The organism is Pantoea sp. EKM101V, assembly GCF_011800325.1.
GTDB lineage: Bacteria > Pseudomonadota > Gammaproteobacteria > Enterobacterales > Enterobacteriaceae > Pantoea > Pantoea anthophila.
The window spans coordinates 628,080-646,104 of sequence record NZ_JAALFP010000001.1 but is presented as its reverse complement, the minus strand read 5'-3'; the positions used below and the strand labels follow the sequence as shown (position 1 = coordinate 646,104).

General features: G+C 57.4%; 13 protein-coding genes and 1 other RNA gene. 10 read left to right on the top strand and 4 right to left on the bottom strand.

Annotated elements, in window-relative coordinates:
• Positions 1 to 11: 11 nt before the first annotated feature.
• The 8 genes from pheT to HFD92_RS03115 all read left to right on the top strand — a co-directional run bounded on the left by pheT (position 12) and on the right by HFD92_RS03115 (position 8,301).
• Positions 12 to 2,399, top strand: a complete 2,388-nt coding sequence (gene pheT, locus HFD92_RS03150; RefSeq protein ID WP_167428269.1) for a phenylalanine--tRNA ligase subunit beta — start codon at positions 12 to 14, stop codon at positions 2,397 to 2,399.
• 4 nt (positions 2,400 to 2,403) lie between these two features.
• Positions 2,404 to 2,706: an integration host factor subunit alpha gene (ihfA, locus tag HFD92_RS03145; RefSeq protein ID WP_003853259.1), complete on the top strand. Its 303-nt coding sequence runs from the start codon at positions 2,404 to 2,406 to the stop codon at positions 2,704 to 2,706.
• A 170-nt stretch (positions 2,707 to 2,876) separates the two neighbouring features.
• Positions 2,877 to 3,860 (top strand): vitamin B12 ABC transporter permease BtuC, encoded by a 984-nt coding sequence (gene btuC / locus HFD92_RS03140; protein ID WP_167428268.1) that lies wholly within the window; start codon positions 2,877 to 2,879, stop codon positions 3,858 to 3,860.
• Positions 3,861 to 3,900: 40 nt separating this feature from the next.
• Positions 3,901 to 4,446: a glutathione peroxidase gene (locus HFD92_RS03135; RefSeq protein WP_167428267.1), complete on the top strand. Its 546-nt coding sequence runs from the start codon at positions 3,901 to 3,903 to the stop codon at positions 4,444 to 4,446.
• The gene (gene btuD / locus HFD92_RS03130) at positions 4,447 to 5,196 is read left to right on the top strand and encodes a vitamin B12 ABC transporter ATP-binding protein BtuD (protein ID WP_167428266.1); all 750 of its coding nucleotides are present in this window, start codon (positions 4,447 to 4,449) and stop codon (positions 5,194 to 5,196) included.
• Between the two features lie 68 nt (positions 5,197 to 5,264).
• On the top strand, positions 5,265 to 5,723 hold the full coding sequence (locus HFD92_RS03125) for a C40 family peptidase (RefSeq protein WP_009090526.1): 459 nt from the start codon (positions 5,265 to 5,267) through the stop codon (positions 5,721 to 5,723).
• A gap of 294 nt (positions 5,724 to 6,017) precedes the next feature.
• Complete coding sequence (locus HFD92_RS03120; protein ID WP_058956570.1) at positions 6,018 to 6,764, top strand: EAL domain-containing protein; 747 nt, start codon at positions 6,018 to 6,020, stop codon at positions 6,762 to 6,764.
• Between the two features lie 85 nt (positions 6,765 to 6,849).
• Complete coding sequence (locus HFD92_RS03115) at positions 6,850 to 8,301, top strand: YdiU family protein (RefSeq protein WP_167428343.1); 1,452 nt, start codon at positions 6,850 to 6,852, stop codon at positions 8,299 to 8,301.
• Positions 8,302 to 8,308: 7 nt separating this feature from the next.
• Here the strand turns inward: HFD92_RS03115 and HFD92_RS03110 are convergent, their stop codons facing one another.
• Positions 8,309 to 9,355 (bottom strand): 3-deoxy-7-phosphoheptulonate synthase, encoded by a 1,047-nt coding sequence (locus HFD92_RS03110; RefSeq protein WP_046101726.1) that lies wholly within the window; start codon positions 9,353 to 9,355, stop codon positions 8,309 to 8,311.
• 153 nt (positions 9,356 to 9,508) lie between these two features.
• Entirely contained in the window at positions 9,509 to 10,336 is an 828-nt protein-coding gene (locus tag HFD92_RS03105; RefSeq protein WP_009090518.1) for a pyruvate, water dikinase regulatory protein, read from the bottom strand.
• A 430-nt stretch (positions 10,337 to 10,766) separates the two neighbouring features.
• On the opposite strand from HFD92_RS03105, the gene ppsA reads away from it, so the two are divergent.
• The gene (ppsA, locus tag HFD92_RS03100) at positions 10,767 to 13,151 is read left to right on the top strand and encodes a phosphoenolpyruvate synthase (protein ID WP_167428265.1); all 2,385 of its coding nucleotides are present in this window, start codon (positions 10,767 to 10,769) and stop codon (positions 13,149 to 13,151) included.
• A gap of 78 nt (positions 13,152 to 13,229) precedes the next feature.
• Here the strand turns inward: ppsA and rprA are convergent.
• Together rprA and ydiK are read right to left on the bottom strand one after the other, a co-directional pair.
• An RNA gene (gene rprA / locus HFD92_RS03095) (antisense sRNA RprA) lies at positions 13,230 to 13,337 on the bottom strand.
• A 292-nt stretch (positions 13,338 to 13,629) separates the two neighbouring features.
• A complete protein-coding gene (ydiK, locus tag HFD92_RS03090; RefSeq protein ID WP_370525216.1) occupies positions 13,630 to 14,748 on the bottom strand; it encodes an AI-2E family transporter YdiK in 1,119 nt (372 codons plus the stop codon).
• A gap of 204 nt (positions 14,749 to 14,952) precedes the next feature.
• Between ydiK and HFD92_RS03085 the strand changes: the two genes are divergently transcribed.
• On the top strand, positions 14,953 to 18,006 hold the full coding sequence (locus tag HFD92_RS03085) for an FAD-binding and (Fe-S)-binding domain-containing protein (protein ID WP_167428264.1): 3,054 nt from the start codon (positions 14,953 to 14,955) through the stop codon (positions 18,004 to 18,006).
• Positions 18,007 to 18,025: the final 19 nt, after the last annotated feature.

The window sequence follows — 18,025 nt, the reverse complement described above, 5'->3', positions numbered from 1 at the left end:
CAGGTTAACCAATGAAATTCAGTGAACTCTGGTTACGCGAATGGGTAAATCCAGCCCTGGACAGCGCCGCGCTGTCTGAACAAATCACCATGGCCGGTCTGGAAGTGGATGGCGTTGAGGCCGTCGCCGGTGCGTTCAACGGTGTCGTGGTTGGCGAAGTGGTGGAGTGCGGTCAGCACCCGAATGCTGACAAACTGCGGGTGACCAAAATTAATGTGGGCGGCGACCGTCTGCTGGATATCGTCTGTGGCGCGCCGAACTGCCGTCAGGGGCTGAAAGTCGCCGTCGCCACTGTAGGTGCCGTGCTGCCGGGTGATTTTAAAATCAAAGCGGCCAAGCTGCGCGGTGAGCCGTCAGAAGGGATGCTCTGCTCTTTCTCCGAGCTGGGAATCAGTGACGACCACAACGGCATTATCGAACTGCCTGCCGATGCGCCCGTGGGCACCGACATCCGCGCCTGGCTTCAGCTGGATGACAACACCATTGAAATCAGCGTCACGCCTAACCGCGCGGACTGTCTGGGCCTGATCGGTATCGCGCGTGATGTGGCGGTGCTGAATGGTCTGCCGCTGAACAAGCCAGAGATTCAGCCGGTCGCTGCCACGCTGAGTGACACCTTCCCGATTCAGGTTGATGCGGTGGAGGCCTGTCCGCGCTACCTGGGTCGCGTGGTAAAAGGCGTTAACGTTGGTGCGGCCACGCCATTGTGGATGAAAGAGAAGCTGCGTCGCTGTGGTATCCGCTCAATCGATCCGGTGGTGGATATCACCAACTATGTGCTGCTGGAACTGGGTCAGCCGATGCACGCCTTCGACCTCGATCGCCTTAACGGCGGCATCGTGGTGCGCATGGCGAAAGAGGGCGAAAAGCTGACGCTGCTGGATGGCACTGAAGCCAGCCTGCAGGCAGACACGCTGGTCATCGCCGATCACCAGCAGGCGCTGGCGATGGCGGGTATCTTTGGTGGCGAACATTCGGGCGTGAACAGCGAAACGCAGAACATTCTGTTTGAGTGCGCCTGGTTTGACCCGCTGGCGATCACCGGCCGCGCCCGTCGTCACGGTCTGCACACCGACGCGTCACACCGCTATGAACGAGGCGTTGATCCGGCGCTGCAACATATCGCGCTGGAGCGTGCAACCGCGCTGCTGCTCTCCATCTGCGGGGGTGAAGCCGGCCCGATCATCGATCAGACGCATCAGGCCGCCTTGCCGGTTCCGGCGACGATCACCCTGCGCCGGGAAAAACTGGATCGCCTGATTGGTCATGTCATCGCCGATGAGCAGGTTACCGATATTCTGACCCGTCTCGGCTGCGACGTCACGACAGGCGAAGGTGAGTGGCAGGCGATCGCCCCGAGCTGGCGCTTCGACATGGCGATTGAGGAAGATCTGGTTGAAGAAGTGGCCCGCGTTTACGGCTACAACAACATCCCGAACGTGCCGGTGCAGGCGGGGCTGGTCATGACTCAGCATCGCGAAGCGAACCTGTCGCTGAAACGCGTGAAAAACCTGCTGGTGGATAAGGGGTATCAGGAAGCGATTACCTACAGCTTCGTTGATCCGAAGGTTCAGCAGCTGCTGCATCCGGGTGAAGAGGCGCTGCTGCTGCCAAGCCCGATCTCCAGCGAGATGTCGACCATGCGTCTCTCACTGTGGACCGGCCTGCTCAGCGCAGTCGTCTACAACCAGAACCGTCAGCAGAGTCGCGTACGTCTGTTTGAGAGCGGCTTACGCTTTGTGCCCGACACGCAGGCAGATTTAGGCATCCGTCAGGATCTTATGCTGGCCGGTGTTATCAGCGGAAACCGTGTTGAAGAGCACTGGGATCTGGCGCGCCAGGCAGTTGACTTCTATGATTTAAAAGGCGATTTAGAGTCGCTGCTCGATTTAACCGGCAAACTGGATGCGATCAGCTTCCGGGCTGAAGCCAATCCGGCGTTGCATCCGGGACAGAGCGCGGCGATTTATTTGCACGATGAACGAATCGGATTTATCGGAGTCGTTCATCCTGAGCTGGAACGTAAGCTGGATCTCAACGGCCGCACCTTAGTCTTTGAACTGCTTTGGAATAAGGTCGCAGACCGCGTCCTGCCTGACGCGCGCGAGATTTCTCGCTTCCCGGCTAACCGTCGTGATATTGCTGTTGTGGTGGCTGAAAACGTCCCTGCAGCAGATATCATCGCGGAGTGTAAGAAAGTTGGCGTAAATCAGGTAGTTGGCGTAAACTTGTTTGACGTGTACCGCGGTAAGGGCGTTTCTGAGGGCTTCAAGAGCCTCGCAATCAGCCTGATTTTGCAGGATACCAGCCGGACACTCGAAGAAGAGGAGATTGCCGCGACCGTTGGCAAATGTGTTGCGGCATTAAAAGAGCGATTCCAGGCAACCTTGAGGGATTGAACCTATGGCGCTTACAAAAGCTGAGATGTCAGAGTACCTGTTTGAGAAACTCGGGCTGAGCAAACGCGATGCCAAAGAGTTAGTAGAGCTGTTTTTCGAAGAGGTACGTCGCGCTTTGGAAAATGGAGAACAGGTAAAACTGTCTGGGTTTGGCAATTTTGACCTGCGTGACAAAAACCAGCGTCCTGGCAGAAACCCGAAAACGGGGGAAGATATTCCGATCACCGCGCGTCGCGTAGTGACATTCCGCCCGGGACAGAAGCTGAAAAGCCGCGTAGAGAACGCTACACCCAAAGAGACTGACTGAATTTCAGCGTTTCAAAAAGGCCGCGCAAGCGGCCTTTTTTCATGGTCTCACCCGCCGGTAACTGCGCTGGCGCGCCCGTCTGCCAGCAGGGCGCACACCGCCTCAACCACCTTTCTTTTTTCTGCAATCCCACTACAATCAAATCTCTGTTTTCTCAGCAAATCCAGCCTATGTCTCTGCTTGACCCGCTCGCGCTTCAGGCCGACCAGCGCGGCCAGAAATGGCTTATTACTTTAGCTCTTATGCTGCTTGCGCTGCTCTGTGGCAGCCTGTGTGCCGGTGACAGCTGGATCGCGCCCTCAGACTGGTTTACGGAGAGCGGCCAGCTCTTTGTCTGGCAGCTGCGGCTGCCGCGCAGTCTGGCGGTGATGCTGGTCGGTGCATCCCTGGCGGTGTGCGGCGTCGTGATGCAGGCGCTGTTTACCAATCCGCTGGCCGAGCCTGGCCTGCTGGGCGTCTCAAACGGAGCGGGCATCGGTCTGGTGCTGGGCGTGCTGCTGGGCAGCGGCTCGCTGTGGAGCCTCGGCCTGGCCGCGATGGCCGGGGCACTCATGATTACGCTGATCCTGCTCTGTTTCGCGCACCGTCAGCTCTCGGTGACCCGGCTGTTACTCACGGGCGTGGCGCTGGGGATTATCTGCAGTGCCATCATGACCTGGGCTGTTTACTTCAGCACCAGCCTCGACCTGCGTCAGCTGATGTACTGGATGATGGGCGGCTTCAGCGGCATTGACTGGCGCTATGGCGGAATGATGCTGGCGCTGCTGCCGGTGATGCTGGCCCTGAATGCGACGGGACCCATACTGAATCTGCTGGCGCTGGGGGAAATCTCCGCTCGTCAGCTCGGTCTCTCTCTTTTCTACTGGCGCAATCTGCTGGTGCTGGCGATGGGCTGGCTGGTCGGTATCAGCGTTGCCATGGCCGGTGCCATTGGTTTTGTCGGGCTGGTGATCCCGCACCTGCTGCGGCTGAGCGGCATCAGCGATCACCGTTATCTGCTGCCCGCCTCTGCGCTGGCTGGCGCAGGCGTGCTGTTAGCGGCCGATATTGTCGCGCGTCTGGCGCTGACATCGGCCGAATTACCGATAGGCGTGGTCACGGCGACACTCGGCGCGCCGCTGTTTATTCTTTTACTGGTAAAATCTTCGCGCTAGCTTTCGGCTGGCTACTCTGCATCCACAACAGGAATTCAGCATGAACATTTATGACACTGAACTGGTTACGCTTGATGGTGAAAAAACCACGCTCTCTGCGTGGCAGGGCAAGGTACTGCTGGTGGTAAACGTCGCCTCGAAATGTGGCCTCACCCCGCAGTATGAGGAGCTGGAGAATCTGCAGAAGGCCTGGCAGGATCACGGCTTCAGCGTACTGGGTTTTCCCTGCAATCAGTTTCTGGAGCAGGAGCCTGGCAGCAGCGAAGAGATCAAAACCTTCTGCAGCACCACCTATGGCGTGACATTCCCGATGTTTGCCAAAACCGACGTTAATGGGGAAGGGCGTCACCCGCTCTATGCTCAGATGATCGCAGCCTGTCCTGACGCCGTTCGTCCCGAAGGCAGCGGTTTTTATGAGCGTCAGGTGAGCAAAGGGCGCGGACCGAAAGCGCCGGGCGACATCCTGTGGAACTTTGAAAAATTCGTGATTGGCCGGGACGGTCGCGTTGTCCAGCGGTTCGCGCCTGATATGACGCCGGAAGATCCCATTATTCTGGAAACCATTAAGCAGGCCCTGGCGAAATAGATGCTGCTGCGCCTGCAACAGATGGCGCTCGCCGGGCGGCTGTGCTCACTCAACGGTGAGCTTGCCGCCGGTCAGTTGCTGCATGTCGCCGGTCCGAACGGCGCGGGAAAAAGCACGTTGCTCAGCGTTGTTGCCGGACTGGAGGCCGCGTCCGGCAGGATCGTGCTGGATAACCGTCCGCTGTCCGGGTGGAGCGGCCCGGCGCTGGCCCGGGCTCGCGGCTGGCTTCCCCAGCAGCAGGCCCCCCTGAGTCAGATGCCGGTCTGGCACTATTTACGGCTGCATCTGAAACAGAGGGGGACGCAGGATGAAGATCGGCTCAGCACGCTGCTGCTGCAGCTTCAGCTGCAGGATAAACTCGCCCACTCACTGACCCGGCTCTCCGGCGGGGAGTGGCAGCGTGTCCGCCTGGCGGCGGTCTGCCTGCAAATTGATCCGCGCATCAATCCAGACGGACGGCTGCTGATTCTGGATGAGCCCATGACCGCGCTGGATATCGCTCAGCAGAAAGCGGTGGACGATCTGATCGCCGGACTCTGTGCGGCGGGCATCAGCGTGATCGCCAGCAGTCACGATCTCAACCACACGCTGCATCAGGCGAATCAGGTCTGGCTGATGGAGAGGGGACAGGTCATTGCGCAGGGTGAACCGGCCGCGGTTCTGACGCCGCAGCGGCTGACACCGCTTTATGGCATCGCCTTCCGGCAGATTGAGCTTGAAGGACGCAGGCTGCTGACCGTCCTGCCCTGACACTTGCTACCCGGCGGGCTTTACCGCTACATTAAACCGGTTGCAACTTCTGATAAGGACATTTGGCGATGCGCCTGGGTTTGCTGATTTTGGTTCTGCTGCTGACGGGATGCAGTCATCACGCCCCGCCGATTAATGGTCGTCTCTCCGACTCAATTACCGTGATTGCAGAGCTGAACGACCAGCTCGGTCACTGGCACGGCACGCCCTATCGCTATGGCGGCATGAGCCGCAACGGTGTCGACTGCTCTGGCTTTGTCTATCTGACCTTCCGCGACCGCTTTGCGCTGCAACTGCCGCGCACCACCTCAGCACAGAGTGATATCGGCACCCGTATCAGTAAAGATGAACTGCTGCCCGGCGACCTGGTCTTCTTTAAAACCGGTCGCGGGGAGAATGGCCTGCATGTCGGCATCTACGACAGTGATAATGCCTTTATTCATGCTTCCACCAGCCAGGGGGTGATCCGCTCCTCGCTGGACAACGTCTACTGGCGCAAAGTCTTCTGGCAGGCTCGCCGTATTTAACCGGAGAGTCTGAAATAAGACTTAAGTCCAATTTAGAATAGAGAAAAAACAGCCGTTAAAAGTTTTATTTTAAATGACAGTTTTTGAGCGGGGATTTTATTAGGCATAATAAATGCTGGTTTAATTCCGCTAATAAGCGCAGTTTTGTCGTCACTATTTGGCTTAAGCGTCATCGCAGGCTGGCAAACGGTGGTGGAAGGGCAAAGAAGGTCGTCTCTTCAATGATTTGGCGCTATTGCCTGAGCCTGACCATTACTATACGATATCAACATCGCCGCATATTCTGGCATTAAAATGAAAATTCATCTTTCGGCCGACTATCAGTCGGAAATCTGGTTTTATCCTGTCTGTGATGCTGACGGACGGCTGGCTGCTGTTGAGCTGGTTACGCAGTTTGTGCATGAAAGTGCGCCGATCACACTGCCTCAGGATCTGCTGCTGCCGCAGCTCGATGAGTCGCAGCAGTTACGCCTGCTGCAAAGTCAGATTAGCCTGCTGGAGCAGAACCGTGCGTTATTCGAGTCGCATGACGTCTCCGCATTTATCCGTATTGATGAAGGGATGGCCCGGACGCTGCTGGCCAGCGAATTAGTGATGCGCAAAATAAAGCAGCTGCCCTTCATTCTGCTGAATATCACTGAAACGTTTCCGCAGCTGAAGCTTGGAAAAAATAATCCGCTGCTGGCGAGCCTGCATGATGAGTTTAATTTAGCGCTTTCCCATTTTGGGGCTGGCAAAACACCCTCGAATGCGGTCTACGATAATTTATTCAGCTGGATCTGTCTGGATAAAGAGTTTATTCACTCACTGGCAAAGCGCGCGTCGTTTGTGCCGTTCATGCAGAGCATTATCGATAATTTCCGCACCCATTGTGACCGGCTGATTATTTGCGGCATCGACGATGATCGGCTACTGGATAAAGTGAGCCAGCTCAGTGGGGTCGATTTTCAGGGCGCACTGTTCCCGGTGGTTAAATCTGACGCGTTGCGTTCCCTGATCCGCGCCGACAGTCGCCGACCCTCTTCTCAGCATCCTGGCTGATGGAACCTGTTTAATCCCCGGTATCAGCGTTACACTGAAGGTTTTGGCAAACCGACGTCTCGCTGAGCATCGCATGGGAGAAACAATGTCCTCAGGCAAGCTATCTTTTGACAATACCTGGTTCCGGGAGCTTACCGGATGCTATACCGCGCTTAACCCAACGCCGCTGGCAGGCGGACGCCTGCTCTATCATAACGCCCCGCTGGCCGCCTCAATGGGGCTGGATAGCGCACTCTTCGCCGGTAACGGGCATGACGTCTGGCACGGCGCGGCACTGCTGCCCGGCATGCAGCCACTGGCCCAGGTGTACAGTGGCCATCAGTTTGGCGTCTGGGCCGGTCAGCTGGGCGACGGGCGCGGCATCCTGCTGGGAGAACAGCGCACAGAGGATGGCCAGAAACTTGACTGGCACCTTAAGGGCGCGGGCCTGACCCCCTATTCCCGCATGGGGGATGGGCGGGCGGTGATCCGTTCCAGCGTTCGCGAGTTCCTGGCCTCTGAAGCATTGCACCATCTGGGGATCCCCACCACGCGCGCCCTGACCCTGTCGATTGGCGATGAGCCGGTTTACCGTGAAACGGCGGAGCGCGGTGCAATGCTGATGCGCATTTCACCCAGCCATCTGCGCTTTGGTCATTTCGAGCATTTCTTTTACAGCCAGCAGCAGGAGAAAGTGCAGCAGCTGGCCGACTACGCCATCCGCCATCACTGGCCGCATCTGGTGGAGGAGGCGGATCGCTATCAGCGCTGGTTTACCGACGTTGTGGTGCGCACTGCCCGGCTGATTGCGCTGTGGCAGAGCGTGGGCTTCGCGCATGGCGTGATGAACACGGACAACATGTCGATTCTGGGCCTGACCATCGACTACGGCCCCTATGGTTTTCTGGATGATTATCAGCCTGACTTCATCTGCAACCACAGCGACTATCAGGGGCGCTACAGTTTTGAAAATCAGCCAATGATAGGCATGTGGAACCTTAACCGCCTGGCCCATGCGCTGTCAGGGCTGCTGACGACTGAACAACTGCGCACGGCACTCAGCGCCTATGAACCTGAACTGATGCGGGTGTGGGGAGAGCGGATGCGGGCTAAACTCGGTTTACTGACTCAGCAGAGCAGCGACAATCAGATCCTGACCGACCTGCTGGCGCTGATGACGCAGGAGCACAGCGATTACACCCTGACGTTCCGGCAACTGAGTGAGACGCAACAGGCGGAAAGCCGCTCACCGCTGCGGGATGAGTTCATAGATCGTGAGGCCTTTGACCGCTGGTATCAGCACTACCGCAGCCGCCTGATGGATGAACAGGTCAGCGATGCGGAGCGTCAGGCGGTGATGAAGGCGGCAAACCCGGCGGTGATCCTCAGAAATTATCTGGCACAGCAGGCGATTGAAGAGGCTGAGCAGGGAGAGCAGGGGGCGCTGGCGCGTCTGCACCAGGCGCTGCAGCAACCCTTCAGTGATGAAACCGCCGCCGACTATCGTCAGCGGCCACCAGACTGGGGTAAAACGCTTGAGGTGAGCTGCTCCAGCTGACAGAGACTCAGAGGCGGTGAGAAACCGCCTCGGCCAGCAGGGCGAGAACAGCTTCGCTATCCTCCCAGCCGAGGCAGGGATCGGTAATCGACTGGCCGTAAACCAGGGGCTCACCACTCACCACCTTCTGATTGCCCTCCTGCAGGAAACTTTCAATCATGACGCCCGCCACGGCACGAGAGCCTGCTTTGATCTGCTCCGCGACATCTGCGGCCACATCCTTCTGGCGACGGTGCTGCTTCAGGCAGTTGCCGTGACTGAAATCGATGACCAGCTGCTCTGGCAGATTAAAGGCTGACAGACTCTCAGCCGCCGCCGCGACGTCACTGGCATGATAGTTGGGCTGTTTACCGCCACGCAGAATTACATGACCATGCGGATTGCCGCTGGTCTGATAAATGGTCATCTGGCCCAGCTTATCCGGCGAGAGGAACATATGGCTGGCGCGCGCGGCACGAATCGCATCCACGGCAATCTGGACGTTGCCATCGGTGCCGTTTTTAAAGCCGACCGGGCAGGAGAGGGCGGAGGCCATTTCGCGGTGAATCTGGCTTTCGGTGGTGCGAGCGCCAATCGCGCCCCAGCTGATCAGGTCGGCAATAAACTGGCCGATCACCATATCCAGAAATTCGGTGGCGGTAGGCAGGCCCAGGGCGTTGATGTCGATCAGCAGCTTGCGGGCAATAGAGATGCCACGGTTCACGTCATAACGACCATCCAGATCCGGATCGGAAATTAATCCTTTCCAGCCCACCACGGTGCGCGGCTTTTCAAAGTAAGCGCGCATAACAATCTCCAGTCGGTCGGCATAGCGACTGCGAAGCGCATTCAGGCGCTCAGCATACTCCAGCGCCGCTCGGGGATCGTGCAGCGAGCAGGGGCCGATCACCACCAGCAGGCGGGGATCTTCACCGGTCAGAATACGGGCAATACGTTTGCGGGCTGCGGTGACATTATCGGCAATCGCCGCAGAGACAGGGTGCTCAGCCGCCAGGCTGGCAGGCGTAATCAGATTACCAATGCGCGCGGTACGCAGTTCGTCAGTTTTATTCATGAGTTTCTCGAAAACGGTTCTTCGCAGCGGTGAAATACCGGGAAGTGATGGTGGTCACAATAAACCATCAGGGTGCGAATTCAACCCGGAATTTGATAATGAAATCAGAACCGACGGCAGCAACGCTTTACATCGTCGGCCCGCTCCCGCTTCCTAGTACATGCGGCGTGTCAGACCCATGATGTCGAGAATTTTTGTGGCTATCTCCTCCACCGAGTAGTTGGTGCTGTTCAGATAACGGATCTGGTGGGTGCGGAACAGGGCCTCCACTTCGCCCACTTCCAGCCGGCACTGGCGCATTGAGGCGTAACGGGTATTTTCCGCCCGCTCCTGGCGGATGGCCGCCAGCCGTTCCGGATCGATGGTCAGCCCGAACAGCTTGTTCTGATGCGCGCGCAGGGCGGGCGGCAGCTTAAGGTTGTCCATGTCGTCAGCAATGAACGGATAGTTGGCAGCACGGATACCAAACTGCATTGCCAGATAGAGGCTGGTGGGCGTCTTGCCGCAGCGTGAGACGCCGACGAGGATCACCTGCGCATCCTCCAGCCCGCGCAGCGAGATGCCGTCATCATGGGCCAGGGCGTAATCGATCGCCGCGATGCGGGCATCATATTTCCCCAGATTACTGGCATCCAGACCGTGGGTGCGGTGAGCCACTGGCGCAGGCGCTAAACCCAGCTCCTGCTGCAGCGGGGCGACCAGCGCCTGTACGATGTCCTGACAGAAGCCCTCGCTCTGCACGATGATGTCGCGCACTTCCGGTGTGACTATCGAGAAAAAGACCAGCGGCCGGACGCCGCTCTGCTGATACAGCGCGTTGATCTGAGCTTTAACCGCCAGCGCCCGCTGGACGTTTTCAACAAATGGCAGCGTCAGGCTGGTGATATTGACCGGGAACTGCGACAACACCGCATGGCCCAGCACTTCAGCCGTGATGGCGGTACCATCGGAAATATAGAAAACGCTTCTGTCAGTTGTCATAACCGCTTCTGTCCTGAACAAGAGTGAGTTATCAGCATGCGTCATGCGGCGAAAAAAATCATGCCGGATGTTCATTTCTGGAATCGCTATCCGGGTTATTTATCCGGAGATTCAAGGCACTGGCTACAAAGCGAACGCGGTGATTTTGCTGTTTTAACCGTCTGAGGGGCGGTTTTCTGGCAGCGTCTGCGCGGATTTGTTGCGCAACAAAAAACAGTGCCCTCAGAGGTGAAAATTTAATTTATGATGAAATATCAGTTATTTATATTAAAATGGCGATTTTGCGCAACGGCAAAATGAAACGCTCACAATTCCGAAACTGCTTCTGAAATTCTGCTTTAACGATTCAACAGATCGTGATTGCTTAAGTGATATGCCAGGCTGAGGACAGATGACTCCCTGTCCCCATTCATTGAAAAGGATACGCTTAATGGCCAGTAATGACGCACAGCCACTTGTGCTCTGGTATAACCAGCTTGGCATGCATGATGTTGATCGGGTGGGCGGCAAAAATGCCTCTCTGGGTGAAATGATCACGAATCTCTCGTCGCTGGGTGTCTCCGTGCCCAACGGATTTGCGACGACCTCATACGCCTTTAACCTCTTCCTGGATCAAAGCGGGCTGAACCAGCGTATCTATGCGCTGCTGGATGAAACCGACATTGATGATGTCGAAGCGCTGGCCAAAGCGGGTAAACAGATTCGTCAGTGGGTGGTTGAGACCCCCTTCCTGCCGGAACTGGAGTCCGCCATTCTGGACGCCTACGAGCAGCTTTCTGCCGATGATCATGACGCCTCGTTTGCCGTCCGCTCCTCAGCAACCGCAGAGGATATGCCCGATGCCTCTTTTGCCGGTCAGCAGGAGACCTTTCTGAATGTGCAAGGTATTGACGCCGTCATGGTGGCGGTGAAGCACGTCTTCGCCTCGCTGTTTAACGACCGTGCTATCTCCTACCGCGTCCACCAGGGCTACGATCATCGCGGTGTGGCGCTCTCTGCCGGCATTCAGCGCATGGTACGCTCGGATCTGGCCGCGTCTGGCGTGATGTTTACCATTGATACCGAATCCGGCTTTGATCAGGTGGTGTTTATCACGGCTGCACTGGGGCTGGGTGAAATGGTGGTGCAGGGTGCGGTTAACCCGGATGAGTTCTATGTCCACAAACCGACTCTGGCAGCCGATCGTCCCGCTATCGTGCGCCGCAACATGGGGTCGAAAAAGGTTCGCATGGTCTACGCCGACTCTCAGGCCCACGGTGAGCAGGTGCGGATTGAAGATGTGCCCGAAGCCGAACGCGATCGTTTCTGCCTGAACGATGAAGAGGTGCAGGCGCTGGCGAAGCAGGCCGTGCTGATCGAACAGCACTATCAGCGCCCGATGGATATTGAGTGGGCCAAAGATGGTCACACCGGCAAACTGTTCATCGTTCAGGCTCGTCCTGAAACCGTGCGTTCAAACGGTCAGGTGATGGAGCGCTACACCCTGCAGGCGCAGGGCAGCGTGGTAGTGGAAGGCCGTGCTATCGGTCATCGTATCGGCGCCGGTACGGTGAAGGTCATCCACGATATCAGCGAAATGAACCGGATTGAGAAAGGGGATGTGCTGGTGACGGACATGACCGACCCGGACTGGGAACCGATCATGAAGAAGGCATCCGCTATCGTCACTAACCGGGGCGGACGAACCTGCCATGCGGCGATCATCGCGCGTGAGCTGGGCATTCCGGCCGTGGTGGGCTGTGGTGACGCCACCGATCGGCTGAAAGAGGGGCACAACGTTACCGTCTCCTGCGCCGAAGGCGATACCGGCTATGTCTATGATGACCTGCTGGACTTCGATATCACCAGCTCTCAGGTTGACTCACTGCCTGAACTGCCGCTGAAAATCATGATGAACGTGGGCAATCCCGACCGTGCCTTCGATTTTGCCTGTCTGCCGAATGAAGGCGTCGGCCTGGCGCGGCTGGAGTTCATCATCAACCGCATGATTGGCGTGCATCCGAAAGCGCTGCTGGAGTTCGACCAGCAGACCCCGGAACTGCAGCAGCAGATTCGTAAAATGACCAAAGGATTTGATAATCCGGTGGAGTTTTACGTCGCCCGCCTGACCGAGGGAATTGCTACCCTTGGCGCGGCATTCGCACCGAAACGCGTAATTGTCCGACTTTCCGACTTTAAAACTAACGAATATGCCAACCTTGTGGGCGGCGAACGCTATGAGCCGGAAGAGGAAAACCCGATGCTCGGTTTCCGGGGCGCAGGTCGCTATGTGGCCGATAGCTTCCGGGACTGCTTTGCGCTGGAGTGTGAAGCGGTAAAACGTGTCCGCAATGAGATGGGCCTGACCAACGTCGAAATCATGGTTCCGTTCGTGCGCACGGTGGACCAGGCGCAGGCGGTGGTGGAGGAGCTGGCGCGTCAGGGGCTGAAGCGCGGTGAGAACGGGCTGAAGATTATCATGATGTGCGAGATCCCATCGAATGCCCTGCTGGCGGAGCAGTTCCTGGCGCACTTTGATGGCTTCTCTATCGGCTCTAACGACATGACGCAGCTGACGCTGGGACTGGATCGCGACTCAGGCGTGGTTTCTGCGCTGTTTGATGAGCGAAACGAGGCGGTGAAGGCACTGCTGTCGATGGCGATCAGGGCCGCGAAAAAGCAGGGGAAATATGTGGGCATCTGCGGTCAGGGACCGTCCGATCACCAGGATTTCGCCGCCTGGCTGATGGAAGAGGGCATTGACAGTCTGTCGCTCAACCCGGACACCGTCGTGGAAACCTGGGTGAGTCTGGCGCAGTTAAAGAAAACGGCCTGACGGCCTCACCCCTGCTGTTGTCAAATCCTGAGGCCCGCATTGCGGGCCTTTTTCTTTTTATTGCTGGTCAGATTCAGGCAAAAAAAAAGCCCATCACAGGGGATGGGCAAAGACTACACACAGCAATTCTTTACTCTACTCAGGGGAATAAGGTTGTTTAGAAATCAGTAAGTTGATTTCGAACATAGGAAACATGTTATTCATATGGCTGGCTGGCGTCTTTAAGAATCCTCTTATTAGTTTAAAGCCGATAATCTTTTGCCCCCTAAACTCCCCCATTTGGCTTAAGAAACAGTGCAGAAAATAATCTTTTTTAGCCGAAAAAGGTCTGTTTTGGGCCGGAAATGGCTTTTTTCTTAAAAATCGCTAATGGAAAGGGAAATTTATCCGATCCGCAGGGGGGTGTGCGGTTAATCATCATTAACCGCACTAATCAATCCTTAAACAGGCTGTCGGGAGAACCTGTTACCGTTCCGTATCACACAGCGGGCGGGGTGCCATCGTGATCGGCAAGGGCTTCCGCCACCGCCTGCGGATCGTTATCCGGGGCCGGCGCTTCATGCACCCAGACGGAAACGAGACGATAAGAGACCGCCAGCACCAATGGTCCGATAAAAAGACCAATCATGCCAAACGCAAACAGACCACCAATAACACCAGAGAGGATCAGGATCATCGGCAGATCGGCACCCATACGAATTAACATCGGACGCAGGACGTTGTCCATCGTGCCCACCACACAGCTCCAGACCAGCAGCACGGTTCCCCAGGTGGTGTCGCCGCTCCAGTAGAGATAGATGATGGCCGGAACCAGCACCAGCAGCGGGCCGAGCTGGACCAGACAGCAGAGGATCATCAGCACTGTTAAGAGCGTGGCGTAGGGAATACCGGAGATAGCCAGACCGATACCGCCGAGTACGCCCTGTACCAGCGCCGTGACTACCACGCCCAGCGCCACGGCACGAATGGACTGCGCCGCCAGAAGCACGGCGGCATCCCCACGGCGTCCGGCCATACGAAAGGCAAAGTGGCGAATGCCCTGAGCGGCCTGCTCACCGCGCCAGTAAAGCAGCACGCTGAAAAGTAACATCACGCCCAGATGGATCATAAAGCGTCCGAAATGACCGGCCTGAGCAACAAAAAAGCCGGTGGTGCGCCCGATATAGGGCTGTATCTTGGCCATGATCCCGGCCCCGCCGCTCGCCACCAGGGTGTCATAACTGACATAAAGCTTTTTGCCGACCATCGGGATCTCTTTGAGCCACACCAGCTTCGGCATCGTGTGCCCCTGCGTGACCCACGCAATGACCGGTGCGCTGTTATCAATCAGGCTGCTGACCAGCAGGGCGATAGGGATGATAAACAGCAACAAAAGCAGCAGGGTCATCACGATCACAGCCAGCGAACGGCGTCCCCAGAGCAGTCGCTGAAATTTCAGCATCAGCGGCCATGTAGCAATGACCACCATGCTGGCCCAGGCGAAGCCCAGAATAAACGGCTGCACCACCCACAGGCAGGCGACAATCAGCAGCAGAATGAACATCAGGGTAAAGAGAATCTGCGGTAAATCCATATCCCGGTACTGGCTTTTCATCATTGACTCATAACCTCGTCTTAATCCTTCATTTTCCGGCATAGCGATGCCGGTTTTCATCATGATCTATTTACTGAGGATTAAACAGCGTTACAGAGAAAGGTTTTGGCTTTTCTGAAAAAACGGCAGACGCAGAAAAAATATGTTAAAACGGGAAATCGCTAACGCATAAACGCAAACGTTTACAACACCTTCGGTCAGACAATCATGATCCCACAGATTTCGCAGGCACCGGGCCTCGTTCAACTGGTGCTGACGTTCCTTGAGTCGCTGAAAGAGCAGGGTTTTACCGGCGACATGGCCACCAGCTATGCCGATCGTCTCTCACTCTCCACCGATAACAGCATCTATCAGTTGCTGCCTGACGCGGCGCTGTTTCCGCGCTCCACCGCGGATGTGGCGCTGCTCGCCCGCGTGGCGGGAGAGGCCCGCTTCGCCAGCCTGGTGTTTACACCGCGCGGCGGCGGCACCGGTACAAACGGGCAGTCGCTGAATCAGGGGATTGTGGTCGACATGTCGCGCTATATGAACCGCATTCTGGAGATCAATACGGAAGAGCGGTGGGTGCGGGTGGAAGCGGGCGTGATCAAAGATCAGCTCAACGCCTGGCTGAAGCCTTTCGGCTTTTTCTTCTCCCCGGAGTTGTCCACCAGTAACCGGGCGACGCTGGGCGGTATGATCAACACCGATGCCTCGGGTCAGGGATCGCTGGTGTATGGCAAGACCTCGGATCATGTGCTGGGCCTGCGCGCCGTGCTGCTGGGCGGCGATATCCTGGATACGCGGCCGATGGCCACCGCGTTGGCGGAAACGCTGGCGCAGACGGCGACCCCCGAAGGGCGGCTCTATCAGCAGGTACTGACCCGCTGCCGTGAACACCGGGCGCTGATTCTGGAAAAGTTTCCAAAGCTGAATCGGTTCCTGACCGGTTATGACCTGCGCCATGTCTTCAGCGATGACATGCAGACCTTTGACATGACGCGGCTGCTCTGTGGCGCGGAAGGGACGCTGGCGTTTGTCACCGAAGCCCGGCTTGATATCACACCGCTGCCAAAAGTGCGGCGGCTGGTAAACATCAAATATGACTCCTTTGACTCTGCGCTGCGCAATGCACCCTTTATGGTAGAAGCCCAGGCGCTGTCGGTTGAAACCGTGGACTCCAAGGTGCTCAATCTGGCCCGTGAAGATATCGTCTGGCACTCGGTGCGTGAACTGATCGCCGATGTGCCCGATAAAGAGATGCAGGGGCTGAATATCGTTGAGTTTGCCGGCGACAACGCCGCACTGATCGACCAGCAGATTGAACGGCTCAGTGCCCGCCTCGATGCGCTGATGGCGCAGCAGCAGGGCGGTGTGATTGGCTATCAGTTCTGTAACGACCTGGCGGGCATCGAACGCATCTATAACATGCGTAAAAAGGCAGTCGGACTGCTGGGCAACGCCAAAGGGCGGGCAAAACCGATCCCCTTTGTGGAAGACACGGCCGTGCCGCCCGAGAAGCTGGCGGATTACATTGTCGAGTTTCGCGCGCTGCTCGACAGCCACGGTCTGAGTTACGGCATGTTCGGACACGTTGACGCGGGCGTGCTGCACGTCCGTCCGGCGCTGGATATGTGTGACCCGCAGCAGGAGATGATGATGAAACAGATCTCCGACGAGGTGGTGGCGCTGACCGCGCGCTACGGTGGCCTGCTGTGGGGAGAGCATGGCAAAGGGTTCCGCGCCCAGTACAGTCCGGCCTTCTTCGGCGAAACGCTGTTTAACGAACTGCGCCGCATCAAAGCGGCATTCGATCCGCTTAACCGTCTTAATCCGGGCAAGATCTGTACCCCCTTCAACCGCCATGACGAGATGATGCAGGTTGATGCGGTCAAGCGTGGCACCTGGGATCGGCAGATTCCGTTAACGGTGCGGGATGAGTGGCGTGGCGCGATGGAGTGTAATGGCAACGGGTTATGTTTTAACTTCGATGCCCGCAGCCCGATGTGTCCGTCCATGAAGATCACCCGCAACCGTATTCACTCGCCCAAAGGACGGGCGAGCCTGACGCGGGAGTGGCTGCGACTGCTGGCCGGGCAGGGCGTCGATCCGCTGATGCTGGAGAAGCAGCTGCCGGAAAACCGTCTGTCGCTGCGCGCCCTGATCGCCCGTACCCGCAACAGCTGGCACGCCAGCAAAGGGGAGTATGACTTCTCGCATGAGGTCAAAGAGGCGATGTCAGGCTGTCTGGCCTGCAAAGCCTGCTCGACCCAGTGTCCGATCAAAATCGACGTGCCTGCGTTCCGCTCACGCTTCCTGCAGCTCTACCACACCCGCTATCTGCGCCCGGCGAGCGATCATCTGGTGGCAGCGGTTGAGAGCTATGCGCCGCTGATGGCGAAGGCACCCAAAGTGTTCAACTTCTTCCTGCGCCAGCCGTGGCTGAAAGAGCTGAGCAAAACGCATATCGGCATGGTCGACCTGCCTCTGCTCTCTGCGCCCAATCTGAAGCAGCAGCTCAGCGGACATCCGGCGATGAACATGACGCTGGAGCAGCTGGAAGCGCTGACCGCCGCGGAGCGTGAGCGTTGTGTGCTGGTGGTTCAGGACCCCTTTACCAGCTTCTATGAGGCGCAGCTGGTCAGTGACTTCATCCGGCTGATTGAGAAGCTGGGCTATCGTCCGGTTCTGCTGCCATTCTCACCCAATGGTAAAGCACAGCACGTTAAAGGCTTCCTGCAGCGCTTTGCCCGAACCGCAGCCCGGACGGCCGACTTCCTCAACCGGGTGGCAAAACTGGGTCTGCCGATGGTCGGGGTCGACCCGGCCACCGTGCTCTGCTATCGCGATGAGTATCGTCAGACGCTGGGCGACGCGCGCGGCGACTTTAGTGTTTTACTGGTGCATGAATGGCTGCAGCGGGCGCTGGCAGAGCGTGACATACAGGCCACGGGCGGTGAGTCATGGTATCTGTTTGCGCACTGTACCGAGGTGACTGCGCTGCCCTCAGCCCCCGGTCAGTGGCAGGATATCTTTGCCCGGTTTGGTGCGAAACTGGAGAATATCAACGTCGGCTGCTGCGGCATGGCCGGAACTTATGGCCATGAGAGTAAAAACCTGGAGAACTCGCTGGGGATCTATGCGCTCTCATGGCATCCGCAGCTTCAGCGGCTGCCGCGTCAGCGCTGTCTGGCGACCGGCTACTCCTGCCGCAGTCAGGTCAAACGGGTGGAAGGTAACGGCATGCGTCATCCGCTTCAGGCTTTGTTAGCATTAATGTAAAAAAATTGTGCGCGACGTC